26 protein-coding genes and 1 other RNA gene are annotated in these 26,170 nt (G+C 63.8%); 11 read left to right on the top strand and 16 right to left on the bottom strand.

Features of this window, described 5'->3' with window-relative positions:
- Positions 1-75: 75 nt before the first annotated feature.
- The gene (locus tag ACT7DK_RS08730) at positions 76-888 is read left to right on the top strand and encodes a sterol desaturase family protein (protein WP_445398286.1); all 813 of its coding nucleotides are present in this window, start codon (positions 76-78) and stop codon (positions 886-888) included.
- Between the two features lie 7 nt (positions 889-895).
- Here ACT7DK_RS08730 and ACT7DK_RS08725 read toward each other — a convergent pair whose 3' ends face one another.
- Both ACT7DK_RS08725 and ACT7DK_RS08720 read right to left on the bottom strand, forming a co-directional pair.
- On the bottom strand, positions 896-1,819 hold the full coding sequence (locus ACT7DK_RS08725) for a metallophosphoesterase family protein (RefSeq protein ID WP_445398285.1): 924 nt from the start codon (positions 1,817-1,819) through the stop codon (positions 896-898).
- Complete coding sequence (locus ACT7DK_RS08720) at positions 1,816-3,213, bottom strand: sodium:solute symporter family transporter (RefSeq protein ID WP_445398283.1); 1,398 nt, start codon at positions 3,211-3,213, stop codon at positions 1,816-1,818. Before ACT7DK_RS08720 ends, ACT7DK_RS08725 begins: the two co-directional genes overlap by 4 nt.
- A 281-nt stretch (positions 3,214-3,494) precedes the next feature.
- Between ACT7DK_RS08720 and ACT7DK_RS08715 the strand changes: the two genes are divergently transcribed.
- Positions 3,495-4,592: an ISAs1 family transposase gene (locus ACT7DK_RS08715; RefSeq protein ID WP_445398281.1), complete on the top strand. Its 1,098-nt coding sequence runs from the start codon at positions 3,495-3,497 to the stop codon at positions 4,590-4,592.
- Between the two features lie 2 nt (positions 4,593-4,594).
- Here the strand turns inward: ACT7DK_RS08715 and ACT7DK_RS08710 are convergent, their stop codons facing one another.
- Positions 4,595-5,212: a cytochrome c biogenesis CcdA family protein gene (locus ACT7DK_RS08710; RefSeq protein ID WP_445398279.1), complete on the bottom strand. Its 618-nt coding sequence runs from the start codon at positions 5,210-5,212 to the stop codon at positions 4,595-4,597.
- A gap of 9 nt (positions 5,213-5,221) precedes the next feature.
- Positions 5,222-5,605 carry a thioredoxin family protein gene (locus tag ACT7DK_RS08705; protein WP_445398277.1) on the bottom strand — a complete coding sequence of 128 codons (384 nt, stop codon included), beginning with the start codon at positions 5,603-5,605 and terminating at the stop codon, positions 5,222-5,224.
- Positions 5,606-5,842: 237 nt separating this feature from the next.
- On the opposite strand from ACT7DK_RS08705, the gene ACT7DK_RS08700 reads away from it, so the two are divergent.
- Both ACT7DK_RS08700 and ffs read left to right on the top strand, forming a co-directional pair.
- Positions 5,843-8,017: an FAD-dependent oxidoreductase gene (locus ACT7DK_RS08700; protein WP_445398275.1), complete on the top strand. Its 2,175-nt coding sequence runs from the start codon at positions 5,843-5,845 to the stop codon at positions 8,015-8,017.
- Between the two features lie 129 nt (positions 8,018-8,146).
- An RNA gene (gene ffs / locus ACT7DK_RS08695) (signal recognition particle sRNA small type) lies at positions 8,147-8,244 on the top strand.
- Positions 8,245-8,478: 234 nt separating this feature from the next.
- Here the strand turns inward: ffs and ACT7DK_RS08690 are convergent.
- Positions 8,479-10,161 (bottom strand): SLC13 family permease, encoded by a 1,683-nt coding sequence (locus ACT7DK_RS08690; RefSeq protein ID WP_445398273.1) that lies wholly within the window; start codon positions 10,159-10,161, stop codon positions 8,479-8,481.
- A gap of 166 nt (positions 10,162-10,327) precedes the next feature.
- Here ACT7DK_RS08690 and cysD point away from each other — a divergent pair, with 166 nt between their 5' ends.
- Both cysD and cysN read left to right on the top strand, forming a co-directional pair.
- Positions 10,328-11,227 carry a sulfate adenylyltransferase subunit CysD gene (cysD, locus tag ACT7DK_RS08685; protein ID WP_445398271.1) on the top strand — a complete coding sequence of 300 codons (900 nt, stop codon included), beginning with the start codon at positions 10,328-10,330 and terminating at the stop codon, positions 11,225-11,227.
- Complete coding sequence (gene cysN, locus ACT7DK_RS08680) at positions 11,227-13,134, top strand: sulfate adenylyltransferase subunit CysN (RefSeq protein WP_445398269.1); 1,908 nt, start codon at positions 11,227-11,229, stop codon at positions 13,132-13,134. The genes cysD and cysN overlap by 1 nt, the downstream gene beginning before the upstream one ends.
- A 232-nt stretch (positions 13,135-13,366) precedes the next feature.
- Here the strand turns inward: cysN and ACT7DK_RS08675 are convergent, their stop codons facing one another.
- The 5 genes from ACT7DK_RS08675 to prmB all read right to left on the bottom strand — a co-directional run bounded on the left by ACT7DK_RS08675 (position 13,367) and on the right by prmB (position 17,719).
- Positions 13,367-13,663: a YfcL family protein gene (locus tag ACT7DK_RS08675; protein ID WP_445398267.1), complete on the bottom strand. Its 297-nt coding sequence runs from the start codon at positions 13,661-13,663 to the stop codon at positions 13,367-13,369.
- On the bottom strand, positions 13,664-14,794 hold the full coding sequence (locus tag ACT7DK_RS08670; RefSeq protein ID WP_445398265.1) for an ATP-NAD kinase family protein: 1,131 nt from the start codon (positions 14,792-14,794) through the stop codon (positions 13,664-13,666).
- A 13-nt stretch (positions 14,795-14,807) separates the two neighbouring features.
- Entirely contained in the window at positions 14,808-15,332 is a 525-nt protein-coding gene (locus tag ACT7DK_RS08665) for an elongation factor P hydroxylase (RefSeq protein ID WP_445398263.1), read from the bottom strand.
- Positions 15,333-15,466: 134 nt separating this feature from the next.
- Positions 15,467-16,549, bottom strand: a complete 1,083-nt coding sequence (gene aroC / locus ACT7DK_RS08660; RefSeq protein WP_445398261.1) for a chorismate synthase — start codon at positions 16,547-16,549, stop codon at positions 15,467-15,469.
- A gap of 249 nt (positions 16,550-16,798) precedes the next feature.
- The gene (gene prmB, locus ACT7DK_RS08655) at positions 16,799-17,719 is read right to left on the bottom strand and encodes a 50S ribosomal protein L3 N(5)-glutamine methyltransferase (protein WP_445398259.1); all 921 of its coding nucleotides are present in this window, start codon (positions 17,717-17,719) and stop codon (positions 16,799-16,801) included.
- 50 nt (positions 17,720-17,769) lie between these two features.
- On the opposite strand from prmB, the gene smrB reads away from it, so the two are divergent.
- A complete protein-coding gene (smrB, locus tag ACT7DK_RS08650; RefSeq protein WP_445398257.1) occupies positions 17,770-18,294 on the top strand; it encodes an endonuclease SmrB in 525 nt (174 codons plus the stop codon).
- Between the two features lie 174 nt (positions 18,295-18,468).
- On the opposite strand, the gene ACT7DK_RS08645 is transcribed toward smrB, so the two are convergent.
- The 4 genes from ACT7DK_RS08645 to ACT7DK_RS08630 all read right to left on the bottom strand — a co-directional run bounded on the left by ACT7DK_RS08645 (position 18,469) and on the right by ACT7DK_RS08630 (position 20,062).
- Complete coding sequence (locus ACT7DK_RS08645; protein WP_445398255.1) at positions 18,469-18,678, bottom strand: DUF1107 domain-containing protein; 210 nt, start codon at positions 18,676-18,678, stop codon at positions 18,469-18,471.
- 32 nt (positions 18,679-18,710) lie between these two features.
- Positions 18,711-19,223 (bottom strand): phosphohistidine phosphatase SixA, encoded by a 513-nt coding sequence (gene sixA, locus ACT7DK_RS08640; protein ID WP_445398253.1) that lies wholly within the window; start codon positions 19,221-19,223, stop codon positions 18,711-18,713.
- 432 nt (positions 19,224-19,655) lie between these two features.
- The gene (locus ACT7DK_RS08635) at positions 19,656-19,790 is read right to left on the bottom strand and encodes a TIGR02808 family protein (protein WP_445398251.1); all 135 of its coding nucleotides are present in this window, start codon (positions 19,788-19,790) and stop codon (positions 19,656-19,658) included.
- Positions 19,791-19,861: 71 nt separating this feature from the next.
- Entirely contained in the window at positions 19,862-20,062 is a 201-nt protein-coding gene (locus ACT7DK_RS08630) for a hypothetical protein (protein WP_445398249.1), read from the bottom strand.
- Positions 20,063-20,191: 129 nt separating this feature from the next.
- Between ACT7DK_RS08630 and ACT7DK_RS08625 the strand changes: the two genes are divergently transcribed.
- Positions 20,192-21,238, top strand: a complete 1,047-nt coding sequence (locus tag ACT7DK_RS08625) for a YeiH family protein (protein WP_445402310.1) — start codon at positions 20,192-20,194, stop codon at positions 21,236-21,238.
- A 41-nt stretch (positions 21,239-21,279) separates the two neighbouring features.
- Positions 21,280-21,723, top strand: coding sequence for a universal stress protein (locus ACT7DK_RS08620; protein ID WP_445398247.1), 444 nt, complete (start codon positions 21,280-21,282; stop codon positions 21,721-21,723).
- Here the strand turns inward: ACT7DK_RS08620 and nfsA are convergent.
- Positions 21,720-22,445 (bottom strand): oxygen-insensitive NADPH nitroreductase, encoded by a 726-nt coding sequence (gene nfsA / locus ACT7DK_RS08615; RefSeq protein WP_445398245.1) that lies wholly within the window; start codon positions 22,443-22,445, stop codon positions 21,720-21,722. The genes ACT7DK_RS08620 and nfsA overlap by 4 nt on opposite strands.
- A 69-nt stretch (positions 22,446-22,514) precedes the next feature.
- Between nfsA and ACT7DK_RS08610 the strand changes: the two genes are divergently transcribed.
- Entirely contained in the window at positions 22,515-23,180 is a 666-nt protein-coding gene (locus ACT7DK_RS08610) for a DUF2982 domain-containing protein (RefSeq protein ID WP_445398243.1), read from the top strand.
- Between the two features lie 88 nt (positions 23,181-23,268).
- The gene (locus ACT7DK_RS08605) at positions 23,269-24,198 is read left to right on the top strand and encodes a LysR family transcriptional regulator (RefSeq protein ID WP_445398241.1); all 930 of its coding nucleotides are present in this window, start codon (positions 23,269-23,271) and stop codon (positions 24,196-24,198) included.
- 156 nt (positions 24,199-24,354) lie between these two features.
- On the opposite strand, the gene ACT7DK_RS08600 is transcribed toward ACT7DK_RS08605, so the two are convergent.
- On the bottom strand, positions 24,355-26,025 hold the full coding sequence (locus ACT7DK_RS08600) for an AMP-binding protein (protein WP_445398239.1): 1,671 nt from the start codon (positions 26,023-26,025) through the stop codon (positions 24,355-24,357).
- Positions 26,026-26,170 lie beyond the last annotated feature (145 nt).

The raw sequence follows: 26,170 nt of genomic DNA, 5'->3' as shown, positions 1-26,170 counted from the left end.
GAAGAGGTCCAGCGTGAACAAGGGAAGACCAGATGCCGTTACCCATACCGCCCCACCACCCCGAGCCGCTCACCGATGCCGGCATATGAGCCCCTGCTCCGGCTGGCCGCCTTCGCCGGCATCTTGCTGCTGATGATGCTGTGGGAGGCGCTCGCCCCGCGCCGCCGCCGGCGTTATCCGCGCCATCGCCGCTGGCCGGCCAACCTGCTGCTGGTGGCCATCAATACCCTGCTGCTGCGGCTGCTGTTTCCGCTCGCCGCCGTGGGCGGTGCCCTGCTGGCGGAGCAGCGCGGCTGGGGACTGTTCCAGCTGTGGCCGCTGCCGCTCTGGCTCACCCTGCCGCTTTCCCTGCTGGTGCTGGACTTTCTCATCTACCTGCAGCACCGGCTGTTCCACGCCCTGCCCTGGCTGTGGCGGCTGCACCGCATGCACCACAGCGATCCGGACATCGACGTCACCACCGGCTTGCGCTTTCATCCGCTGGAGATACTGCTGTCGATGGGGATCAAGCTGGGCATCGTCATCCTGCTGGGGGCGCCGCCGCTGTCGGTGCTGCTGTTCGAGGTGCTGCTCAACGCCACCTCCATGTTCAACCACGGCAATGTCCGGCTGCCGCCCCGGCTCGACGCCGGCTTGCGCCTGCTGCTGGTCACCCCGGACATGCACCGGGTGCACCACTCGGTGATCCCGCGGGAAACCAACAGCAACTTCGGCTTCAACCTGCCCTGGTGGGATCGCCTGCTGGGCACCTACCGGGCCCAGCCCGAGGCGGGCCACCGGCGCATGACCATAGGACTGAACGACTTCCAGGACCCGGCCGAGCTGCGGCTGGGCCGCCTGCTGACCCAGCCCTGGCGGCGACGCCCGGAACATCCCGACAGCCGCTAAGCCGGGCTCAGGCCGGCGCCAGCCGCCGTGCCTGGGCTAGGCCGTAGCGGGGCCACACCATAAAACGCTCCCGGTAGGACTCCCAGGCGGGCGAGCCGGGCGGCCAGTGGGCGGCGAACCAGGCATCCCAGCCCGGCTCCCAGGTCACCGGCAGCGCCTCCACATAGACCCCGTCGAGCCGGGTGCCGTACAGGGTTGGGAAAGGGCTGGGCCGGACACCGATGCGGGTGATCAGCCCCCGCCGGTCGCCCCGGAAGTTGGGCATGCCGGCGGCGCCGTTGTTGGCCACCAAGTGGCGGCGCCCGTCCAGCAGCCAGTCCTGCATAAAGGGCAGGCAGGTATGGCTGCCGGCCAGGACGCGGGCTCCGGTGCGGCGGAACCAGTCGGCGATGACCGGGCTGGCCTCGCCCGGTGGCGGCATGGCCTCCACCGCCAGTCCCCAGCCGGCCAGGGACTCGGGATCCCCGTGCAGGGCCAATATCCGCAGTCCGCCCACCTCCAGGTTGAGGTGGGTAGGCAGCGCCCCCAGGCGGTCGGCCAGCCGGGGTTGGTCGGCGGCCAGCCGCTGCAGACGGGCCATGATGGCGTTGGAGCGGCTCACCACCCCCTCCCCCGCCCCGGCCGACGGCCGCGCCAGCTCGGTTTCCACATTGCCGCGCAGGGCGAGATGGTCCAGCACCACTTCGTTCACCACCTCGAAGCAGGCCGGCTCGGCGTTGAACCAGTTGAAGTCGCCATTGAACACCAGCGCCGGCCGGGGCTGGCCGGCGAGCTGCTCCCGCACGCGCAACGCCAGTATCGCCTTCAGCGCCGCCCAGTTGCCGTACAACCCACCCGCCAGGTAGAGGCTGTCGGCCCGTTGGACGGGCCCCTGTGCCAGCCGCTCCGGCTGCAGCCGGTAGTGGAGCGGGCAGCTTCTTCCGGGGTTCATGCCCGCTGCTCCGCGATTGTCGCCCTGGGCTTGAGCCCCAGGGTGAAGCACAGCAGGCCGGACAGCAGGATGAAGACCGTCACCACCAGCAGCTTGGCATAGCTGTGCTCCACCCCGAACAGGTCGCCGATCAGGCTGATGCGGCCGCCTTTTTCCAGGAAGTAGAGCACGGCGCCGGCCATGGCCAGGCCGAAGTTGGCCAGGAAGCTCCAGCGGGCCACCTCGCGTCCGGCCAGGATGCTGAACAGGACAACCGGGGTCAGCGCCAGGGAGGCGGTGCCGCTGACCGCCACCGCGTCGAACAGATCGTGGCTGCCGGTGAACACCAGCGCCAGGCCGCCAAGGGCGAACAGCGCCATCGCCAACCGGCCGTTGCGGGTGGAGGAACGCCCCAGGCCCATGTCCACCACCATCAGCTTGACGGCGCTGGACAGGGTGGAGTCCAGGGTGGAGGCGGCGGAGATCACCAGGGTCAGGCCCAGCACCAGCATGGCCGGCGTGCCCAGCAGTCGCTGCAGGGTCACCAGTACGTCCTTGTCTTCCCCGGCATGCAGCCCGGCGAACACCCCGAGCAGGCCGAAGGCCAGGATCAGCAGGGCCGACAGCCAGAAGGCGTGGATAAAGCTGCGGCGGGTCGTGCTCCGGTCGGCGATAAAGCCCCGATCCATCATCACCGGATCGTGCAGCGGATAACTCAGCACCTGCAACAGCGCCACCGCCAGCAGGATCCAGCCGGGACCGAACCAGTCCGGACTGCTGGCCAGCACCGCGCCCCAGTCGAACAGCGGGTGCCCCAGGGCCATGGCCGCCAGCACCAGGATCAGCACCAGCAGCAGTCCCATCTGCAGCACATCGGTGCGCAGCGAGGCCCGCAAGCCGCCGCCCATGGAGTAGGCCAGGGTCAGGCCGGCCACCGCCAGGATGGACCAGGTATAGGCCGACGAGCCCGCCACCCCGAACACCATGCCCACCACCAGCAGGTTGGCGAACACCTCGGTGAGCAGCCGCAGCGAGATCAGCAAGTTGAAGCAGCCGCTGCCCCAGGGGCCGAAGCGGGCGGCGAGAAAGCCCTGGATATTGCCGGCGCCATGGCGGTAGCGCAGCCGATCCACGATCAGCCAGCCGGTCAAAAAGGAGCCGTAATAGGCGGTATAGGCCAGGGCTCCGGCAATGCCGAAGAAATAGCCGAGAATGGCGGCATTGAGCAGGGAGCGGGCGAAGATCCAGGTGGTCACCTGGGAAAAGGTCAGGGTCAGCACCCCGGGCTGGGCGCCCTGCTCGTCGCGGCCGGCGAAAAAGCCGTCGGCGGTACGCACCCGGGGCGCCAGCCACAGGCTGGCCAGGCCCACCAGGGCCAGGGTGCCGATAAGGGCGGTAAGTGGCAGATCAACCATGATGTTCTCCTTGAGCGAGAGTTCCGGGCCTGGGGCCCGGGGTCCATTCAGAAACGGGTGGTCAGCTCCAGCAGCCAGGCCGGACTGTGCTGCAACAGCCAGATCTCCAGCACCTTGTCGCCGCCGGTGAGCACCAGCAGGCCCACCGCCAGCAGGCTCACCCCCATCAGCGTGCGGCCACCCTGCCCCACCCCCAGGGCGGGATCATACTTTGTTAATGAAATTTGAACGGGTGGATCGTCTGTGATCTAATCAGCACCTCTTGCCGAAGGAGCCTGACCATGACCCTGATAGAACACCTTACCCTTGTTGAAGAAACCCGTTCAGATATCAACCAAAAGCATGACCTGGTGGACGTCATGTTCCTGGTTATCAGCGCCATCATGGCCGGTGCTGAAGGTTGGCAAGACATTGAAACCTATGGCGATGCCAAAGCCGACTGGTTGCGTCGGTACCGCCCCTTTACTCATGGCATTCCGCGTCGGCATACCATTGCACGCATTCTCCGCTGCATAGTGATTGAATCCTTGCTGGAGGCCTTGCTGAACTGGGTCAATGAACATCGCACCCATCACGGCAAGCCCATTATTGCCTTCGACGGCAAGGTGTTGCGCGGCTCCTACCGCAACAACGCCGCTCAGGCGGTGCAGCTGGTCACGGCTTACGATACCGAAAACGGCCTGGTGTTGAGTCAAAAAGCCACCCCGTCCAAGAAGGGAGAAATCGCGACGGTTCGGGACATGCTGGATATGCTCAACCTCAACGGCGCCGTGGTGACCCTGGATGCGCTGCACTGTCAGCGGGAGACCCTGGAAAAAATCCAGGACAAAAAAGCCCATGTCGTGGTGCAGGTTAAACACAATCAGCCCACGCTACGCAAAGCCGTCCAGTCTCAGTTCCAGACGGTCTTCGACGCCCGCAAAGAGAAAGTGGTCGTTGAGCACAAGGAAACCGGTCATGGTCGCAAGGAAGAGCGCTATGTCTTTCAATTAAAAGCAAAACTACCTGCAGAGCTAGCAGAAAAATGGCCGACTATCCGCAGTATCATCGCCGTGGAACGGCACCGCACCATCGATGGCAAAGGGACGGTGGATACCTCTTACTATGTCAGCTCCATGTCGCCCAAGCATAAGCTGTTGGGGCACTACATCCGTCAGCATTGGCGGATAGAAAACAGTCAGCATTACGTTCTGGATGTGGTGTTCAATGAAGATGCCTCCCGGATTGCCACTGGTGACGCAGTCGAAAACATGGCGCTGTTCCGGCGGTTCGTGATGAACATCCTCAAGCAGAGCGAATGTGGTTCACCGAGTCAGCGCAACAAGCTGAAGCGAGCCAGTTGGAACGACGATTATCGGGCTCAATTATTCTTTGGTTAAATTTACAGCAAAGTGTGCTCCCGCCCTGGCCCCACCCCGGCCAGGCCGGCCCGCCGTTTGGCGAAACCCTGGCGGGACAGCAGGCCCACCGCGACCAGGGGCAGCACGGCGCCCAGGCTGAACACCAGCATCACCGCCGACACGCTGGCCAGGCTCTGGCCCTGGCTCGCCAGGGCGATGGCCGCGCCCAGGGTGGGGCCGATGCAGGGCGTCCACACCAGGCCGAGCAGCAGGCCCACGCCCAGTTGGCCGATGGCCGAGTCCGGATTGAAGCCGTTCAGCCAGGCCTGGCCGCGCCCGCTCAGGGCGGAGGCGTGGCCGCTGAACCAGGCCTGCAGCCGGGCACTCAGCAGCCAGGCCGCCACCAGCAGCATCAGCACGGCGGCGGTCAGTCGCAGCAGCCGCTCATCCAGCCCCAAAGTCAGGCCCACCGAGGCGATGCCCACCCCCACCAGGGTGAAGGACAGCGCCATGCCCAGCGCCAGGGTGAAGAGCCCGAGCCGTTGCCGGGCCATGGCCGAGGCCGCCACTATCGGCAGCAGCGGCAGGACGCAGGGCGACAGCGTGGTCAGCAGGCCGGCCAGCAGGCTGAGCCCCAGGGTGGCGAGTCCGAGATCCATCCGTCGTCCTCAGTAGGCTTGTTCGACGAAGGCGCGCAGCCGGGCGGGATCGGTCTCCCCCAGCACCCGGGCCAGTTCCTCTCCGTCCCGGAACAGGATAAGGGTGCTCTGGCGGCGGACGCCGAAGGCCTTGAGCTCATCCTTCTGGCTGTCGAAGTCCAGCTTGAGCAGGGTCAAATCGGCGAAGGCCGGCTCGGCCAGCATGGGCGTCAGCACCGCTTCCTGGCGTTTGCACACCGGGCACCAGTCGGCGTATACGTCCACCAGCACGGGCGTGCCCTCGACCTGCAACTGCTCGAACAGCGGCTGGCTGAAGGGGCGGATATCGGCGGCGGCGACCTGGCCGCCGAGCAGCAGGCCGAGGGACAACAACAGGGCATGGAGCAGTTTCATAGGGTTTCCTTAAACGGCAGGTGAATGGATAACAAACCGGCGTCGATGCCGGCCTGGTTATTACGTCGTGCGGGTGGCGTGATTTATTACAGGGCGCCACCTTTTTTTCATGTTTCCCGCGCCCATGGCGGCTTTTTCTTCCAATCTGTAATAATCCGCCTCGCCGGGGCGACTATTAAGGCATGATTCACTCGCATAGGGCGGCCCGCCGTGCCCAAGACCGCCACAAGGAACCCTATGAAAAAGCTTATCCTGCTGCTGGTGTTACTGACGCTCGCCTTGCTCTTCTTCGTCCTGGGCGGCCATGAGCTGCTGACCCTGGCGGCACTCAAACAGCACCAGGCGGAATTCGCCGCCCTGCGCGGCCGGTCGCCCTGGCTTACCGCCGCCGGTTTCTTCCTGCTCTATGTGCTGGTGGCGGCCCTGTCCCTGCCCGGCGCCGCCATCATGACCCTGGCCGCCGGCGCCCTGTTCGGCCTCTGGCAGGGGCTGGTGCTGGTGTCCTTCGCCTCCAGTCTGGGCGCCACCCTGGCCTTGCTGGCGGCCCGTTTCCTGCTGCGCGACCAGGTGCTGCACCGCTTCGGCGACCGGCTCAAGGCGGTGAACGACGGCATTGCCAGGGACGGTGCCTTCTACCTGTTCACCCTGCGGCTGGTGCCGGTGTTCCCCTTTTTCCTGATCAACCTGCTGATGGGGCTGACCCCCTTTCCCGCCCGCCGCTTCTATTGGGTGAGCCAGCTCGGCATGCTGCCCGGCACCCTGGTGTATGTGAACGCCGGCACCCGGCTCGCCGCCCTCGACTCCCTCGGCGGCATCCTCTCCCCCGCCCTGTGGCTGTCCTTCGCCCTGCTCGGCATCTTTCCGCTGCTGGCCCGCCACCTGGTCCGCTTGATGCAGCGCCGCCGGGTCTACCGGGGCTGGCAAAAACCCCGCCATTTCGACCGCAACCTTATCGTGATCGGCGCCGGCGCCGCCGGCCTGGTCAGCGCCTATATCGCCGCCGCCGTCAGGGCCAGGGTCACCCTGATCGAGGCGGGCCAGATGGGCGGTGACTGCCTCAACACCGGCTGCGTGCCGAGCAAGGCGCTGATCCGCAGCGCCAGGCTGGCCCACCAGATGCGCCAGGCCGACCATTACGGCCTCTGTGCCACCCAGCCCGAGTTCAGCTTCAAGCGGGTGATGGCGCGGGTGCAGGAGATCATCAAAAAGGTCGCGCCCCATGACAGCGTGGAACGCTACACCGCCCTGGGGGTGGAGGTACTGCAGGGCCATGGCCGCCTGCTCGATCCCTGGACGGTGGAGGTGGATCTCCACGACGGCAGTCGCCGCCGGCTGACCGCCCGCGCCGTTATCATCGCCGCCGGGGCCGACCCCCTGGTGCCCGAGCTGCCGGGGCTGGAAACAGTCGGCTATCTCACCAGCGACACCCTGTGGCAGGCCCTGGCCCAGCGGGACAGCCCGCCCCGCCGGCTGCTGGTGCTGGGCGGCGGCCCCATCGGCTGCGAGCTGGCCCAGGCCCTGGCCCGGCTGGGATCGGAGGTGACCCTGGTGCAGCGCAACCCCCGGCTGCTGCCGAAGGAAGACCAGGAAGTGAGCGAACGGGTCAAGGAGACGCTCACCCGGGACGGCATCGCCGTGCTGACCGGCCACCAGCCGCTGCGGCTGGAGCAGGACGACCGGGGCAAGCGGCTGATCGTCCGCCATCACCACCGGGAAGTGGCGCTGGCCTTCGACGATCTGCTGCTCGCCCTGGGCCGCCGCCCCCGGCTGACCGGCTACGGCCTGGAGCAGCTGGGCATCGACCCCGATAAACGGCTCGAGACCAACGATTACCTGGAAACCCTCTACCCCCACATCTACGCCGCCGGCGACGTGGCCGGGGGCTACCAGTTCACCCACACCGCCGCCCACATGGCCTGGTACGCCAGCGTCAACGCCCTGTTCGGCCAGTTCAAACGCTTCCGGGTGGACTACTCGGTGATCCCCTGGTGTACCTTCGTGGATCCGGAGGTGGCCCGGGTGGGCCTGTCCGAGGCCGAGGCCAGGGACAGGGGCATCGCCTGTGAGGTGACCCGCTTCGGGCTGGAGGATCTCGACAGGGCCATCACCGACGGCGCCGATCACGGCTTTATCAAGGTGCTGACGGTGCCGGGCAAGGACCGGATACTGGGGGTGACCATAGTGGCCGAGCACGCCGGCGAGCTGCTGGCGGAATACGTGCTGGCCATGCGCCACGGCTTAGGGCTCAACAAGCTGCTGGCCACCATCCACATCTACCCCACCCTGAGCGAGGCCAACAAGTACGCCGCCGGCGAGTGGAAGAAAGCCCATGCCCCACAGCGGCTGCTGGCCTGGCTGGCCCGCTACCACCGCTGGCGGCGGGGCGGCAAGCAACCGCCGGGCCCTCCGTAGCATCGGCCCTGCCCGCCGCCCATCCGCAGGGGCCACCGCAGGACCCAGGGCAATAAAGCAGCAGTCGCGCCGGCGGGGGTTGCATTCAAAAGGCGTTTTGCTAGACTGGCCGCTCTTCGATGGTGGCCCCGTTGGTCCTCTCGCATCGAAACCTTGTCGACCTGGTCAGGCCCGGAAGGGAGCAGCCAAGGCAGGGACCTTCGAGTGCCGGGATGCGGCTGGCGGGCGCCACCTCCAATCTCCGCCATTTTCTCTTCCTAGTTCTCTCGGTCCGGCGCGTTGCTGATGGTTCCGCTGTTGCGTTACTGCCGTCTGTATTCCTCTCCCCCGTCAGCCATCCACGACCGTTCGCCCGTATGGGTACGCTTGCGGATTAAGGCAGGGTTTTCGGGCCAGGGTTCCCGTAGCGCGGGCGGGCCGCCCGCGCTACGGGACAAATCGGCGGCGGTGTTGGCCGCCGGTTAGAACGGGAAGACCAGGGGCACCAGGATAAGTACGCCCGCCGAGTAGAGCAGGCTGATCGGCAGCCCCGCCTTCAGGTAGTCCAGCATGCGGTAGCGGCCGGGGGAATACACCATCAGGTGGGTCTGGTAGCCGAAGGGCACCATAAAGCAGGCACTGGCGCCGAAGGCCACCGCCATGATAAAGGGCATGGGCTCGGCGCCGAAGGCCTGGGCGGTGGAAAGGCCGATGGGAAAGGCCAGGGCGGCGGCGGCGTTGTTGGTGACGGTTTCGGTCAGCACCAGGGTGATCAAAAACACCCCGATAAAGGCGCCGTACACCCCGTAACCGTCGAACAGGGTGCGCATGGTGTCGGCCACCAGCTGGGCGCCGCCCGAGCTTTCCAGCGCCTTGGCCACGGTCAGGGCCGAGCCGATGATCAGCATCAGCTCGAACGGAAAGCGCCGACGCAGCTCGCTCAGGGTGAGGACACGGCTCAGCAGCAGCGCCGCCAGCAGTACCAGCAGTCCGTTCAGCAGCGGCACCAGTCCCAGGGCGGCCAGGCCGATCACCGCGCCAAAGCCGGTAAAGGCGAACAGGCTCTGGCGGTTGCTGAGCTTGGGCCGCTGCAGGGTGCCGTTCAGCACATGGAAGTTGCGGTCGATATTGCGGTGCTGCATAAAATCGGTGCCCACCGCCAGCAGCAGGCTGTCGCCCACCTTGAGCGGTATCTGCCCCAGTTGGCCGGTCAGCCGGCGCCGGCCCCGGCGGATGCCCACCACGCCGGCGTTGAACATGGTGCGAAAATCCACCTCCCGCAGGGTGCGCTTGGCCAGCTCCGATTCGTTGGAGATCACCACCTCCACCAGGTTGGAGGCCAGCAGATCGTCGGCCTGGGCACCGAACACCTGCAGGCCGGCAAAGCGCTGCAGGGCCTGCACCTTCTCCACCTCGCCGGTGAACACCAGGATGTCCTCTTCCTCCAGGATCTCTTCCGGCGATACCGGGCTTATCAGCCGCTCGTTGCGGATGATCTCCAGCAGGAAGAGGCCGTCCAGGCTGCGCAGCTGGTTGGCTTCTATGCTCATGCCGATCAGCGGCGAGCCCTGCATCACCTGAGCCTCGAGAAAATAGGGCAGGGTCGCCTCCCGATCCTGCATGGAGTGGCGGGGCAACAGGCGGATGCTGAACAGCAACCCCAGCAGGCACAGCGCCGCCACCGGCACCCCCACCGCCGCAAACTGGAACATGCCGAGCGGCGGCAGGCCGGCGTTCACCACGAAGGAGTTCACCACCAGGTTGGTGGAGGTGCCGATCAGGGTGGTCACGCCGCCGAGGATGGAGGCATAGGACAGCGGGATCAGCAAGCGGGAGGCGGGAACATAACGCTGGCGCGAAATCACCCCGAGCAATGATCCCACCACGGCGGTATTATTGAGAAAGGCGGACAGGGTGGCGGTGACCCCCATCAGGCGCAGGCTGGCCAGCGACTCCCGGCCCTTGAGCAGGGCGTCGGAAAAGCGGTCGAGCAGGGGCGAGCGCTCCAGCGCCAGCGACACCAGCATCAGCACCAGCAGGGTGATCAGCGCCGGGTTGGAAAAGCTGTTCAGCAGTGCCTGCTGCTCCACCACGCCCAGCAGCACATAGCCGATGGCCCAGGAGGTAAACAGCACCGCCGGCGAAAAACGTCCTTGTATCAGCAAGGCCAACAAGGCTCCGATTGATGCTAATACCAAATAGGCTGACATATATAACCACTCGCTCTTTAAGCAGGGCTATCATTGTAATCATATATCAAATAAACTGGACATACTGAATATCTATAACATTTAGTTATTAGCATAATCCATAGGCGAGAACAGTAGCATTATGAATCTGACGCACCTGCAACGGCTGGAAGCCGAGAGTATCCATATCATGCGGGAAGTGGTGGCCGAGGCCGAAAACCCGGTCATGCTCTACTCCATCGGCAAAGACAGCGCCGTTATGCTGCACCTGGCGATGAAGGCCTTCTATCCTTCGGTGCCCCCCTTCCCCCTGCTGCACGTGGATACCCGCTGGAAGTTCCGCGAAATGTACAGCTTCCGCGACCAGATGGCCGAAAAACTGGGCATGGATCTGCTGGTGCACATCAACCCCGAGGCCATCGAGAAGGACATCAACCCCTTCACCCACGGCTCCGCCATCCACACCGACATCACCAAGACCGAAGGCCTCAAGCAGGCGCTCGACAAGTACGGTTTCGATGCCGCCTTCGGCGGGGCCCGCCGCGACGAGGAGAAGTCCCGCGCCAAGGAGCGCATCTTCTCCTTCCGCACCGCCCAGCACCGCTGGGATCCCAAGAACCAGCGCCCCGAGCTGTGGAAGCTGTACAACGCCCGCAAGCACAAGGGCGAGTCCATCCGCGTCTTCCCCCTGTCCAACTGGACCGAACTCGACATCTGGCAATATATCCACCTCGAGAACATTCCCATCGTGCCCCTGTACTACGCCGCCGAGCGCCCGGTGGTGGAGCGCGACGGCACCCTGATCATGGTGGATGACGAGCGCATGCCGCTGAAAGAAGGCGAAGTGCCGATGATGAAGAAGGTGCGCTTCCGTACCCTCGGCTGCTACCCGCTCACCGGCGCCGTGGAATCCGAGGCCGACACCCTGCCCGCCATCATCCAGGAAATGCTGCTCACCAAGACCTCCGAGCGTCAGGGCCGGATGATCGACCACGATTCCGCCGCTTCCATGGAAAAGAAAAAACAAGAGGGTTACTTCTAATGGCGCACCAATCCGACCTGATTGCCACCGATATCGAGCAATACCTGAAGCAGCACGAGCACAAGAGCCTGCTGCGCTTTATCACCTGCGGCAGCGTCGACGACGGCAAGAGCACCCTCATCGGCCGGCTGCTGTTCGAGTCCAAGATGCTGTTCGAAGACCAGCTCGCCGCCATGGAAGCCGACTCCAAGAAATGGGGCACCCAGGGTGACGACATCGACTTCGCCCTGCTGGTGGACGGCCTGGCCGCCGAGCGCGAGCAGGGCATCACCATCGACGTGGCCTACCGCTTCTTCTCCACCGACAAGCGCAAGTTCATCGTGGCCGACACCCCCGGACACGAGCAGTACACCCGCAACATGGTGACCGGCGCCTCCACCGCCGACGCCGCCATCCTGATGGTGGACGCGCGCAAGGGCATCCTCACCCAGACCCGCCGCCACAGCTACCTGATGTCGCTGCTCGGTATCCGCCACATAGTAGTAGCCATCAACAAGATGGACCTGGTGGGCTATTCCGAGAAGACCTTCCGCACCATAGTGGAAGAGTACAGCCAGTTCGCCGAGCAGCTGGGGCTCAAGCAGATCACCTATATTCCCATGTCGGCGTTCAAGGGTGACAATATCATCAGCCACAGCGACAACATGCCCTGGTACCACGGCACCACCCTGATGGGCTACCTGGAAACCGTGGAAGTGGACGACACCCGCATGCAGAAGGCCCCCTTCCGCCTGCCGGTGCAGTGGGTCAACCGCCCCAACCTGGACTTCCGCGGCTTCTCCGGCACCGTGGCCAGCGGTATCATCAAGCCCGGCGACCGCATCCGGGTGCAGCCCTCCGGCAAGGAAAGCCACGTGGCCCGCATCGTGGTGCACGGCGGCGACCTGCCCCAGGCGGTGGCCGGCCAGTCGGTGACCCTGACCCTCACCGATGAAATTGACATCTCCCGCGGCGACGTCATCTCCACCGCCGAGGCGCCGGCACAAACCGCCGACCAGTTCGAGACCACCCTGGTGTGGATGCACGAAGACGCCATGCTGGCGGGCCGGCCCTACCTGCTGAAGATCGGCACCAAGACGGTCACCGCCACCATCACCGACATCAAGTACCAGGTGAACGTCAACACCCTGGAGCACACCGCCGCCAAGAAGCTGGAGCTCAACGCCATCGGCGTGTGCAACATCAGCCTGGACCGGGGCATCGCCTTCGACGACTACCAGCACAACAAGGACACCGGCGGCTTTATCCTGATCGACCGGCTCAGCAACAACACCGTGGCCGCCGGCATGCTGCACTTCGCCCTGCGCCGCAGCCAGAACATCCACTTCCAGCACGTGGACGTGGACAAGGAAGCGCGGGCCCAGGCCAAGGGCCAGAAGCCGGCGGTGCTGTGGTTTACCGGCCTGTCCGGCGCCGGCAAGTCGACCATCGCCAACCTGGTGGAGAAAAAGCTGCACGCCCTGGGCCGCCACACCTACCTGCTGGACGGCGACAACGTGCGCCACGGCCTGAACAAGGATCTGGGCTTTACCGACGCCGACCGGGTGGAGAACATCCGCCGGGTGGCGGAAGTGTCCAAGCTGATGGTGGACGCGGGCCTGATCGTGCTCACCGCCTTTATCTCGCCGTTCCGCTCCGAGCGCCGCATGGCGCGCGAGCTGCTGGCCGAGGGCGAGTTCATCGAGGTGCACGTGGACACCCCGCTGGCGGTGGCCGAAGAGCGTGACGTGAAGGGACTGTACAAAAAGGCCCGCGGCGGCGAGCTGAAGAACTTCACCGGCATCGACTCCGCCTACGAGCAGCCGGAGAACCCGGAAATCCGCCTGGATACCACCACCCTGAGCGCCGAAGCCGCCGCCGATGAAATCATCGCGGCCCTCAAGCACCAGGGCATAATCCTGGACTGACACGGCGCCCGCAGGGTCGAATTGAGTTGACCAACCCATCCGACCCTACAATCGACCCTACGACGGACCCGCCGTAGGGTCGGATTTATTCGACCGAACCCGGTGCCGGGGTTGGTCCATTGAAATGGACCCTACAATCGACCCTACGGCAGATCCGGCGCAAGCCGGCAAATAAATGCAAAAGGCCGGCGCCTTTACAGGCGCCGGCCTTTCTTTTTGTGCCTTGTCCCGCTTATTCGGTGGCGGCGGCCTGGCGCTCCACCTTGTCCACCAGCCGGGTCCAGTAGCCCAGCACCAGCTTCTGATCGTCGTCGTTCAGCTCGCCGCTCAGTATGGCCTGGTTGAGGCTGGTTTTGACCCTGGCTTTCACATCCCGGATATGGTTGCGGCCGGACAACTCGCTCTGGGCCACCGCCAGGGTGATGTGCCCGCGCAGGTAGCCGCCGGCGAACAGCTGATCGTCGCTGGCATCGGCCACCTGGGCGTCTATTTCCGCCAGCAGCAGGCGTTCGAATTCAAAAATGTTCATCTATTGAGCCTCGTCTTCCGGGTTTGCCACCCGGACCAGAACTTCATCATGATAGCCAGTGATCACCCGGATCAGGCCGCCGAGTTCGCGGTCGAGTGCGGGATCATTGGTGTCCACTCGCAACGGGCGCCCTTGCAGCGAATTGAGCTTCGATTTGGTCGCCAGTAGCCAGATATTGTCGCGTCCCACGGCCCGGATGAGCTGGGGACTGAGCTGCTGATTGCCACGGCCGAAGATATGGCCCTGGCCCCCGATCAGGGTGATCACCAGCTTGCATGGTTTGTCCTTGATCCATTCATACAGGCCTCTGGCGTCCAGATCCGAGGCGAGCAGGCGTTTCTGGTACACCAGATCCACGCCCAACAGGGTATTGCTAAGGCCGAGCCGCTCCATCACCGCCGCCACCGTGGTGCCCGAGCCCATGATGAAGTAGCAGTCGTCGTGCTCTTCCATGCGCGCTATCACCTCGTCGGCGATGTCGGTGAGCACCAGCTCGGCGGATTCCTTGCCGGCGACCTTGACCGCCTGCACATAATTGAGCTCGCCGGGGATCAGCATCTCGCCGTAACGGCGGGCCCGCACCCGGCCCTCGCGGAAGGCGGCCTCGTCGATGTCCATCACCTCGGCTTCCACCAGGCTCACCGGTTCGCCACGCACCAGCCTGGCCAGCAGCCGGCCGGTGCCGGCGGGAGTGACGCCGTACACCCCGGAGTGGATTTTCACCCCGGCGGGGATGCCGAGCACGCACAGCCGCTCCGGCACCTCGGCGCAGATGTCCCGGGCGGTGCCGTCACCACCGGCGAACAACAGCAGATCGATGCCCCGTGCCACCAGCAGCGGCACCGCCCGGTGGGTGTCCTCGGCGGTGCTGGGGCTGGCGGCCTGGTAGCAAACCTCGAACGGCAGCCCGAGGGAGCGGCACACCGTCTCGCCCATGTCGCCGGACACGGTGTAGATAGTGACATGATCCTTCAGCGCCACCAGCTCCGCCAGGGCCAGGCTGCTGCGCTGCAGGGCCCGGGGCTCGGCGCCCAGGGCCAGGGCCTGCTCGGCCATGCCGTCGCTGCCCTTGAGGGCCACGCTGCCGCCCAGGCCCGCCAGGGGGTTGATAATCAGGCCAATCTTGAACATCCGCCTTCCTCTGTCAGTCAAAGTCCGCCGCGCTCAGGCCCGGCCGGCCGTAGTGTTGCCGCAGCACGTCCATAAAGATCCGGGCACGGGCCGGAAAACCCCCGGCCAGGTAGCGTAGCGCCTGCTCCCGCACCCGGGCCCGGAAGGCGTGACGATCCGGATCCACGCAGCCATTCAGGTTGTCGCAGCTCACGTTAAAGGGAAAACCGCAGCACAGCGACAGCGCCCATTCGATGGCCTGGGGCTTCACCTCCACCGCCTCGAAGGCCGCCTGGGCCTCGGCATCCCGGCCGTCCGGATGGTACCAGTAGCCGTAGTCCGGTTGCTGTCGGCGCGCCTCCCCCGCCAGCAGCCAGTGGGCCACCTCGTGCAGGGCACTGGCGAAAAAACCATGAGCAAAAATAATGCGATGGTACGGCACTTCGGCGTCGGCCGGCAGGTAGATGGGCTCGTCGTCCCCCAGCTCGAGGCGGGTATTGTACGTGTCGGCGAAGCTTTGGTTAAACAGGGAAATCAGATCCCGGTAGCAAAATGACATAATAAAAAGCGGCCCTCGATTCAGGGCCGCTATTTTACCCGGCTGCGGTGGGTACACAAGTGGCGCGGCGCCGGGTTCATGCGGGCGGGCCGCCCGCGCTCCAGGACCGGCGACGGGTTAGGTCGAATACGACCTTACAGTTTGGGCGTGCTGGTCACGACCTCGGCGTTCTGGGCCCGGTTGAGCAGCAGGTGGTCGAGCAGCACTATGGCCATCATCGCCTCGGCGATGGGCACGGCGCGGATGCCGACGCAGGGATCGTGGCGGCCGCGGGTCACCATTTCGGTGGGGTTGCCGTGCACGTCTATGGTGTTGCCCGGCACCATGATGCTGGAGGTGGGCTTGAGCGCAATGCTGGCCACTATGTCCTGGCCGCTGGAAATGCCGCCCAGTATGCCGCCGGCATGGTTGCTGGCAAAACCCTCGGGGGTGAGCTCGTCCCGGTGCTCGGAGCCTTTCTGCTCCACCACCGCGAAGCCGTCGCCGATCTCCACACCCTTGACCGCGTTGATGCTCATCAGGGCATGGGCGAGATCGGCGTCCAGCCGGTCGAACACCGGCTCTCCCAGGCCCACGGGCACGCCCTGGGCCACCACCTGGATCTTGGCGCCGATGGAGTTGCCTTCTTTTTTCAGCTCGCGCATGTACTCATCCAGCGCCTCCAGCTTGCCGGCGTCGGCGAAGAAGAAGGGGTTGGTTTCGATGATGCTTTTGTCGAAGGCCTCGGCCTTGATCGGGCCGAGCTGGGTCAGGTGGGCGTAGATGGACACGCCGTAACGGGCCAGCACCTTCTTGGCGATGGCGCCGGCGGCCACCCGCATGGCGGTTTCCCGGGCCGAGGAGCGGCCGCCGCCGCGGTAGTCGCGGATGCCGTATTTCTGGTGGTAGGTGTAATCGGCATGCCCCGGCCGGAACAGATCCTTGATGGCGGAGTAATCCTGGGAGCGCTGATCGGTATTCTCGATCAGCAGGCCGATGGAGGTGCCGGTGGTCTTGCCTTCGAACACGCCGCTCAGGATCCTGACCTGATCCGCTTCCCGCCGCTGGGTGGTGAAACGGGAGGTGCCGGGCTTGCGCCTGTCCAGATCATGCTGCAAATCCACTTCATCGAGTTCGATGCCCGGGGGCACGCCGTCGACCACGGCGCCCAGGGCCGGGCCGTGGCTCTCGCCGAAGGTGGAGACACGAAAGAGGGTTCCGATACTGTTCCCTGCCATTAGCTGAATTTCCTTAGTAGTAAAATGAAGTAACTGATCCTAAATACCGTGCATCGACCGGGTATCGCACGCAGACACGCCGTAAGAACATGCTACTCATAGTTTCGCTGCTGCTGCGAACATTCACTGGATGTTCGGTCAGCCTGAACTACTCGCCCCCTGGGGGCTCCGCCGCGCCATCCCTGGCGCGAAGGATCTGCTCAGCGGTACCCGCTCGATGCCACTAGGGCTCGGCTTGCAAAACCGCGCTTAAAACCGGTCCCGAAAGGGCAAAAGATCGCGCCGGCTGATCACGAAGACGCCGTGGCCGCCGTTGGCGAACTCGACCCAGGACAGGGGCAGTTCGGGATAGGCGGTTTCCAGGTGGACCTGGCTGTTGCCCACTTCCACCACCAGCACCCCGTCCTCGGTGAGGAAGTCGCAGGCCTGGGCCAGCAGGCGGCGGGTAAAGTCCAGGCCATCGGCGCCGGAGGCCAGGGCCAGCTCGGGCTCGTGGCGGAACTCTTCGGGCAGGTCGCCCATGTCCTCCTCGTCCACGTAGGGCGGATTGGCCACGATCAGATCGTACTGGTCTCCCGCCGGCAGGGCCGAGAACAGATCCGACTCGATGGGGATCACCTGCTGCTCCAGGCCGTGGTTCTGGATGTTGATCTCGGCCACATCCAACGCCTCGCGGGAGATGTCCAGGGCGTCCACCTCGGCCTCGGGAAAGGCGTGGGCCAGGGCGATGGCGATACAGCCGGAGCCGGTGCACAAGTCCATGATGCGGCAGGGCTCGTGGGCCAGCCAGGGGGCGAAGCCCGTGTCGATCAGCTCGGCGATGGGCGAGCGCGGGATCAGCACCCGCTCGTCCACATAGAATTCATAGCCGGCGAACCAGGCGGTATGGGTGATGTAGGGGGTGGGCAAACGCTGCTCGACCCGTTGCTGCAGGGCCTCCAGCAAACGCTTGCGCTCGCTCGGCAGCAGGCGGGCATCGCGCACCTGGGGCGGGCAGTCCTGGGGCAGGTGCAGCAGCGGCAGTACCAGCTGCACCGCTTCGTCCCAGGCGTTGTCGGTACCGTGGCCGTAGAACAGGCCGGCCTGCTGAAAACGGCTGACGGCAAACCGCAACCAGTCGCCTATGGTGTGCAGCTCGGTGAGCGCCTCGTCATGAAAAAGCGTGTCCAAAACCCCTCCGCCTCGATAAAATGGCTATTTTTGACTAATCGGATGCAGACATGACCACCACCCCTCCCCCTGAAGACGACGACAAGGCGCTCTTTAAGGAAGCGGTGCAGGGTGTCCGCAAATTGAAGCAGGATACCATAAGTCCGCACCGGGCGCCGGTCAAGGTGAAAGCGCAGCGGCAAGGGGGGCGCAAGGACAGTGCCGAGGCCCACCCTTTTTCCGATCTCTACGAGCCCTGGCTGGAGCAGGAAGGACCCACCCGTTACCGCCAGGAGGACACCTCCGCCTATGAGCTGAAAAAGCTGCGCCGGGGCGATTATGTACCGGATCTGTTTTTGGACTTGCACGGCCTGACCCAGGAGCAGGCCAAGGAGGAGTTGTCGGCCCTGCTGCTGGCGGCCCGCCGCCAGCACGTGAAGTGCGTGTCCATCATGCACGGCCATGGCAAGCATATCCTCAAGCAGCGGCTGCCCATGTGGCTGGCCCAGCATCCCCAGGTGCTGGCCTTTCATCAGGCCACCCGGGAATGGGGTGGCGATGCCGCCCTCTTGGTGCTGCTCAAGACCGAGCTCTGAATCGACGCCGGGGCAATGCGGCGGTTGGTGGGATAGGTTCGACGGGACCGCCGCAGGGCCGAATGTATTCGACCGGCGCCGGGATGGTCCGTTGAAGTGGCCCCTTGGGTATAAGAAACGACAAAGGCCGGAGCTGTCCGGCCTTTCAACATGGTTGACCGCTTACGCGAAGAATCAGGCGGTTTGCGGCTCCTGCAGCCGGCCGATCAGGCGGTTGATCTCCTGTACCGTGACGCGGTGACGCTTATCGGCGTGCTCCGGCATCACCAGCATCCCCTTGGCGTAGAGGAAGGCGCCCCGGCCCCGGATGTAGAGGCGGCCGCTGAAGAAGGTCTTGACATACTTGGCAATCAACAAAGGCTGATACTTCTTAAAAATACGCATGATTCACCTCTGCTTATTTTCCTTATTCTCACTTACCCTAAAGACCCGAGCAGATGGTAAGGCTGTTCATAATGGGGACGGACATTGTGAGGCCCTTCCAACCAGTTGAACACGGGCGTCTGGCCCTGCTCGAGGATAACTTTGGCGATACCCGAGGTCACGAAAATCGGTGCCATGGTTGCCGGGCACAGACTCTCGACCAGAAAACCGACCAGTGGCATGTGACTCACCACCAGCAGGTTATCCTGCCGGTGCAGCTCGCCATAAGCCAGCAACAGGCTGGCGGCGACATCCGCGTCGGCATTGGGAGTGAGCTCTTCGCAGCACTCCACCTGGGTTCCGGTTATATGCTTGGATACCTGCTGCCAGGTTTGCCTGGTACGCAGATAAGGACTGACCAGCACACGATCAAATACCGGCACTTGTTGTGCCAGCCATTGCGCCATCAAACAGGTCTCATCCCTTCCCTGTCCGGTCAAAGGCCGTAAAGCATCGCTGGATGCCTCCGGTGCCGCCTGGCCGTGGCGCATGATAAAGATATTCATCTCCACCTCACTTTCAGGCGAACCCGCCTTTTTCAACGGCGGGCATCATACCCCTGCGTTTTGTTGTGCTCAAGGATCCAGCTCACCCTTTAACCAAGTGGCGGGAACTCTTTTTCGTTCTTATCTTAGCTATAACATAAAGAACACAAATCCACCGAAAATCGTTCGTTTTTTCGGGCTTGGGCACGGATTGCGGGGGCAGTATGGCACCGGCGGGACCAGAGTTTGCCCCTGGTTGATGACACTTTGGTGAAGGCGTGCAAAAAAAAACTGGCCGGGCGGCCAGTCGAAAAGATTACATACTAACGAGTGAACAGAAACCAGAATCTGAGATCACCCAGGTGATCATCAGGTTGTTGACGTGGCGCCAACGGTTTTAAGCTTACGCCCCGCGCCCAGGCCAGGGCTTGATCTCAGTCAACAAAGGCACACTCAGCCCTTCCGCTTGTCCATCCACAACAAAATAAGGCAGGTCACCACCGATACTCCGATAAAACCTGTCAAAAAAATCAATGGCATGGCGGTATAGCCCAAGACGTTCCAGATTAATTTTTCCAGTGCACTCATAACATGCTCCAAACAGATCCCGAGGGGGCAGTTTAGCAGAAGGCCCGGAGTCGGCCTTGCGCGAGATCAAATCAGGCCCTGAGCAGGCCGTAGCTTCGGCCCCGGGCACACAGCAACGACCAACGGCGCTTGGCCATGAACAGGGGCAATACGGCGGGGCCGAACAGGCAGCCGAGCAGCGCCCAGCGACGCGGGGGCAAGGCGCATTGCAGCGCGGCAATATAAAAAAGAACCCCGGACAGGGGTGCCAGCAAGGTAAGAATAAGGATCATCTACAGCCCTCCCAATTGGCGCAAGCGTAGCACAGACACTTTCCCTTTGTCATTCAGCACACAAAATTAAAACAAAATGTACACAATCTAAAAAATCAATTTTATTGATTAATTAAATAAAAAGCTTCAATTTTTATTAATTCCTCTGCCGACATAGACTGGCCTCCTGTCACTCGGGGGAATGCCGTCATGTTTGTCATCGTTCAGGGAATCAGCCTCGCCGGCCTGCTGGCCGCCACCAGCCTGCTGCTGGCCCGGCAGTTTGACGCCGGTATCAGCCCGCTGATCTTCGCCATACTGCTGGGCCTGGTGCTGGGCAATGCATGGCCTCGGCTGGCACTGGGCGACTGGCAACCCGGCCTGGAGTTCTGCAAGAAGCGGTTGCTCCGCCTCGGGGTCGCCTTCTATGGTATCCACATCAGCCTGCAGCAGATTGCCAAAGTCGGCACCGGCGCCCTGCTGGTGGATGCGGTGATGCTGCTTTCCACCCTGGGGCTGGCCTACTGGCTGGGCCGACGCTGGCTGGGCCTGGACGCCCCCACCAGCCTGCTGGTGGGGGCGGGCTCCGCCATCTGCGGGGCTGCCGCCATCCTCGCCGCCGAGCCGGTGGTACGCGCCCGCCCGCAGCAGACCACGGTGGCGGTAGGCACAGTGGTGTTGTTCGGCACCCTGGCCATGTTCATTTATCCGTTGCTCTACCCCCGGCTCGGGCTGTCGCCCCAGGCCATGGGCATCTATACCGGTGCCACCGTGCACGAAGTGGCTCAAGTGGTTGCCGCTGGCGTCGCCATGGGTGATGATGTGGCCCAGACGGCGGTGATCGCCAAGCTGACCCGGGTGATGATGCTGGCGCCGGTGTTGCTGGTGCTGGGCTGGTGGCTCAGCCGCAAGAGCGGCATCCGGGCGGTCCGGCCCCCCCTGCCCTGGTTCGCCTTCGGCTTTATCGCCGTGGTGCTGTTCAACTCCCTGGTGAACCTGCCGCCCACCTGGACGGCCACCATCAAGCACCTCGATAGCTGGGCCCTGACCATGGCCATGGCCGCCCTGGGGCTCGGCACCCGGCTGGGAGGACTCGGTGCCGTGGGCTGGAAGCCCCTGGTGCTGGCCGCCACCCTGTTCTTGCATTTAGTCGTCGTCGGCCTGATAGTGACCCACATGGCAACATCCTGGCTGTAGTCACCGGTGGGCAGAGTGCCGCCGGCTCAAAGGAGGCCCCTATGCCCTATCGTAATATTCTGGTAGCCCTGGAGCTGAATCACAGGGAAAAGCCGCTGCTCAAGCGGGCGGTGGAGCTGGCGGAATGCTATCAGGCCAGACTGCACCTGGTGCATGTGGAGCCGGACGTGAGCGGTGTCTACGTGGGCAGCCTGAACATGGATCTGCGCCAGCTCAAGATGAAACTGCGACTCGAAAGCGGCCACGAGATCATGAAGATGCTGAAGGAGACCCAGCACCAGGTGGCCAGCATCTCTCTGCCGAGCGGCGATGTCCGCCAGGCGGTGCGCCTGGCGGTGAAGGAAAAGAACGCCGACCTGCTGATCTGCGGCCACCAGCTCGAGCATCATTTCCTCGGCCACCTGTTCTCCCATACGGTGGGCTTCCTCGATATCGACGGCTGCGATCTGCTGGTGGTCAAGCTGTCCGACAGGGCCGGAGATTAACGCAGACAGAATCCCTGGCGTTGCAGAAACTCCAGCATGAAGGGACGCGCCTCCCTGGCCAGGGTTTCCCCTATCTGCCCGGTCCAGCTCACCTCCTTGTTGCCACCGCTACGGGTACGGTAGTAGTGGCGCACCCGCTCGTCGTAGTCCCGCATCAGGGCTTCGTCCTGTTGCACCGGGTAGCCGTTCTCGAAGAACATCAGGGCCGCGGGCAACCTGGGCTTGGGCTCGGGATCCTGGGCCGGGTGCCCGATGCAGAGCCCGAACAGGGGGATCACTCCCCTGGGCAGCCCCAGCAGGGAGCTGAGCTCCTGAGGGTGGTTGCGCACCGCCCCGATGAAGACCCCGCCCAACCCCAGGGACTCCGCCGCCGTCAGCGCATTCTGCCCCATCAGGGCGGTGTCGATGGCGCCGATCAGCAGTTGTTCGGCAAAGCCGGTCTTGGCTTCGGGCACCCACTGCAGGTGGCGGTGAAAGTCGGCGCAAAACACCCAGAACTCGGCGGCGCCGGCCACGTAGGCCTGGTTGCCGCACAGGGACACCAGGCGGTTACGCAGCCCGGGATCGGTCACCCGGATCACCGCCGAGGCCTGCAGAAAACTGGAGCTGGGTGCGGCCTGGGCCGCCGCCATGATGGCCTCCCGTTGTTCGGCAGAAAGGGGCTGCTCGGTGAACTTACGGATGGATCTGTGGCGGCGCATCACCTCGATGGCGGTTGTCATTTTTACCTCTTGCTGTCGGTCTTTGTGTATCATCACCTTAATGGAATCACGCTTCAAATGGGAGAGAGGGTGCGGGAAACCCAACACATAGAGCCCATATCGCGCCGCCATGGCCTGCCCCTTGCTCTGGCCGGTGTGACCCTGATGCTGGCGCTGACCATGGTGTTGTACTGGCTGGGCGGGCGCGGCCACCTGGTGGTGATCTTCCTCTTCCTCGCCAGCCTGGTGATGACGGTGCTGGGCGTGCTCAAGCTCAGGGAGCCGCCCTACAGTTTTTCACTCAGCGCCGACAACCTGCATTTCCACCACAAGATCGGCGGCTGGAGCCTGCACTGGAGTAACATAGTGCGTGTCGATCAGCCCCGCCTGCACGAGGGACTGGACCTGGTGGAACTGCCCTATATCGGCATCAAGATCCGCGACTATGACGAATTCCTGCCCCTGATGACGCCGCGGCTGACGGTACACATGCTCAACGAGCAGCGGCCCCTGCTGGCCATGGCCCTGCGCCACGGTGCGGTCAGCCGCCGCCGGCTGCAAGACTGGCTGGTGGAAGACAACCAATACCGCTCGACCAACGGCCGCCACTACGAGGGACTGGCCGCCATGCTCGGCCACCGCATGGCTCACATGCGCGAGCTCTACGGCTATGATCTGCTGGTGCACGAGTCGAACCTGGACCGGGAGCCCCCGGAATTCGTGGCCCTGCTGCGCCGTTACCTGCAGCCGGCCTAGCGCATTTTACTGGATCTCGGCGCCGCCCTCGCATAGAGTCGCCCCATGCTTGATCGCCCTCGGCACCAACGGACCCCCGGCTCGCCCCATGAAAAACCTGGACGCTTTTTACCTCTTCGTCAAAGTCGTGCAACAGGGCGGCTTTTCCCATGCCGCCGCCCAGCTGGGCATGCCCACCGCCACCCTCAGCCGGCGGATTTCGGCACTGGAGCAGTCGCTCGGCTGCAAGTTGCTGAGCCGCACCACCCGCAAGCTGCAGCTCACCGAGGAGGGGCGGCGCTACTTCGAGCGGCTCAACCCCCTGCTCACGGAAATGGAGCAGGTCACCGGCGATATCCAGGGCCAGAGCCAGCACATGAGCGGCCTGATCAAGGTAGCCGCCCCTATCGCCATCTCCAACACCTTCCTGATCGACGGCATCACTGAATTCTGCCTGAAGTATCCGGCCATCCGTATCGATCTGCTGCAAAGCAACGACTACACCAGCCTGCTGGACACGGATCTGGACGTGGTCTTCTTCAGCGGCGAGCTGCCCGACTCCAGCCTGCGCGCCCGCCGCTTGGGAGAGGTACACTACGGCCTGTTCGCCTCCCCCCACTATGTGGAGCGCCAGGGCATGCCGCTGATGCCGGAAGAGCTGGATCAGCACCATATCATCCAGTGCTGGCCGCACCGCAACTGGCAACTGACCCACGAGGACGGCCGCCGTTTCCACCTGAAGCCGGTGGCCCGGCTGTCAGTCAACCAGATGCAGTCGGCGGTAAAGGCCGCCATCCAGGGGTTGGGCATCGTCAACGTGCCCAAGCACTATGTGGCCCACCATGTGAATGCCGGCCTGTTGCGGCCGGTGCTGCCGGCCTGGCTGGGCGGCAAGCGGCCGTTCCACATGGTGTACCACAATCGTGAGCTGGCCCCGGTACGGCTCAATACCTTTATCGAATTCATCGACAAACACATGCGCGAGCGGCTGGCGTCAACCTGGGTAAGGAACTGGCAGGACAAGAGCGAAGAAGAGTAAAAGACAGGCAAAAAAATGGGCAGCTTCCGTCTGCCCGATTCCACTAACAAAAGATAGATGTAAGTAAGCTTGTACAAAAAGGTAACATAGCTCTCCCGGTGGAATTAGCGGTTATTCCGTAAAACGAAAAAAGTTATTATTCCATTTTTGCAACAATCACCCGGCCGCCGGCAGATCCTGCTCCCACAATACCACCTGGCCGCCCGGCCAGCGTTGATCCAGATCCGCGTAACGTTGCTCCAGCAGGTGACGCTTGATCTTGAGGGTGGGTGTCATGATGTCGTTGTCCACCGTCCAGGGGGCCTCCATCACCAGTATGCCGCCCAGGCGCTGGTGGCTTTCAAGCTTCTGGTTAACATGGCCCAGGGTGGCCGCCAGTTGCTCGGCGATGGTCCCCTTGTGCCGTCGATCCAGGCCTTCCGCCAGCTGCACCAGGGCCACCGGCTGGGCCTGGCCGCTGCCCACCACGCACACCTGCTCTATCGCCTCGTTCTCGATCAACATGGCCTCTATCGGCACCGGCAACACGTATTTGCCCTTGGCGGTCTTGAAGGCGTCCTTGGTCCGTCCGGTGATGGTGAGGTATCCGTCCGCGTCCAACCGTCCCTGATCCCCGGTGTGCAACCAACCGTCCTGCAGGGTCTCGCGGGTGGCGGACTCCTGCTTGTAGTAGCCGCTCATCATGCCCGGGCAGCGGCACAATACCTCGCCGCTGTCGGAGATGCGGATCTCCACCTTAACCCCGGGCTTGCCCACGGTACCGACCTTGTCGGAACGATAGGGATAGTTGAGGGTGGAATAGGCCAGGTTCTCGGTCATGCCCCAGGCCTCGGTAATGGGCATGTCGAGCCGCTCGTACCAGCGCAGCAGCGACGGCGATACCGGTGCCGAGCCGCACCCCAGGATGCGGGCGGCGCTGAGACCCAGACCGGCGCGGATTTTCTTCTTCACCAGGCCGGAGACAAAGGGGATCCTGAGCAGCAGATCCAGCTTCTTCTGGGGCAATTTTTCCAGAATGCGGCTGCGGAAGTTGGTCCATAACCGGGGCACCGAGATAAACACCGTGGGCGAGATGGTCTTCACGTCCTCGATAAAGGTATCCAGGCTCTGGGCGAAGCCCACCGGGACGCCGCCGTAGAGGCTGGCGCCGAGGATATAGACCCGCTCGGTGATATGGGACAGCGGCAGGTAGGAGAAGGCCCGGTCCTCGCTCGACAGCCCGGTGGTCTGCAGAATGCCCTGGCAGGCGGCGGCATAGGCGCCGAAGCAGATCATCACCCCCTTGGGGTTGCCGGTGCTGCCGGAGGTGTACACCAGGCTCATCAGGCGATCCCGCTCCGGCACCGGCCGCTCGGCGATGGGGGCCTGGGCCAGCAGATCCGCCCAGTGGTGGTGGGTTTCCATGGTGGAGGGATAGGGCATGGCAAGACGGGTGAGGCCGTCGGGGATGCCCGGCTCCTGGATGTCCGGTTCGTCCAGCTTGCCGGTGAAGATGGCCTTGCTTTCGCTGTGCTCCAGCACGTAGCGCACCGTGTCGGCCCCGGCGGTGGGGTAGATGGGCACACTCACATAGCCGCCCATCTGCAGGGCGAAGTCGCAGATAAACCACTCGGCGCAGTTTTTGGACAGCAGGGCTACCTTGTCCCCGGGCTCCAGCCCCAGGGTCCTGAGCCCGGCCACCAGCCGGGCCGCCTGCTCCAATACCTGGGACCAGCTGTGCTGGTGCCAGTGGCCGTCTTTCGGTTGACGCAGGTAGATGGCAGCGGGCTGGCGTTCGGCCCAGTGATACAGCATTTCCAAGGGTAGCTTGTCGGTATGGATGCTCATAACTGTCCTTGTCTGATGTCGGGCTCGGTTAACAACAGTATTACAAAAACGGCGGAAAGCACCAGTAGGTTCGGCTCTAGGTGCTTGATGATATTCACAATATCGGCACCGTTGCGACGGAAGTCGGCCACCGGACGGGACCGGA

The sequence above is a fragment of the Zobellella sp. An-6 genome (assembly GCF_052487945.1).
This window is presented reverse-complemented; position numbering and strand designations above follow the sequence as displayed.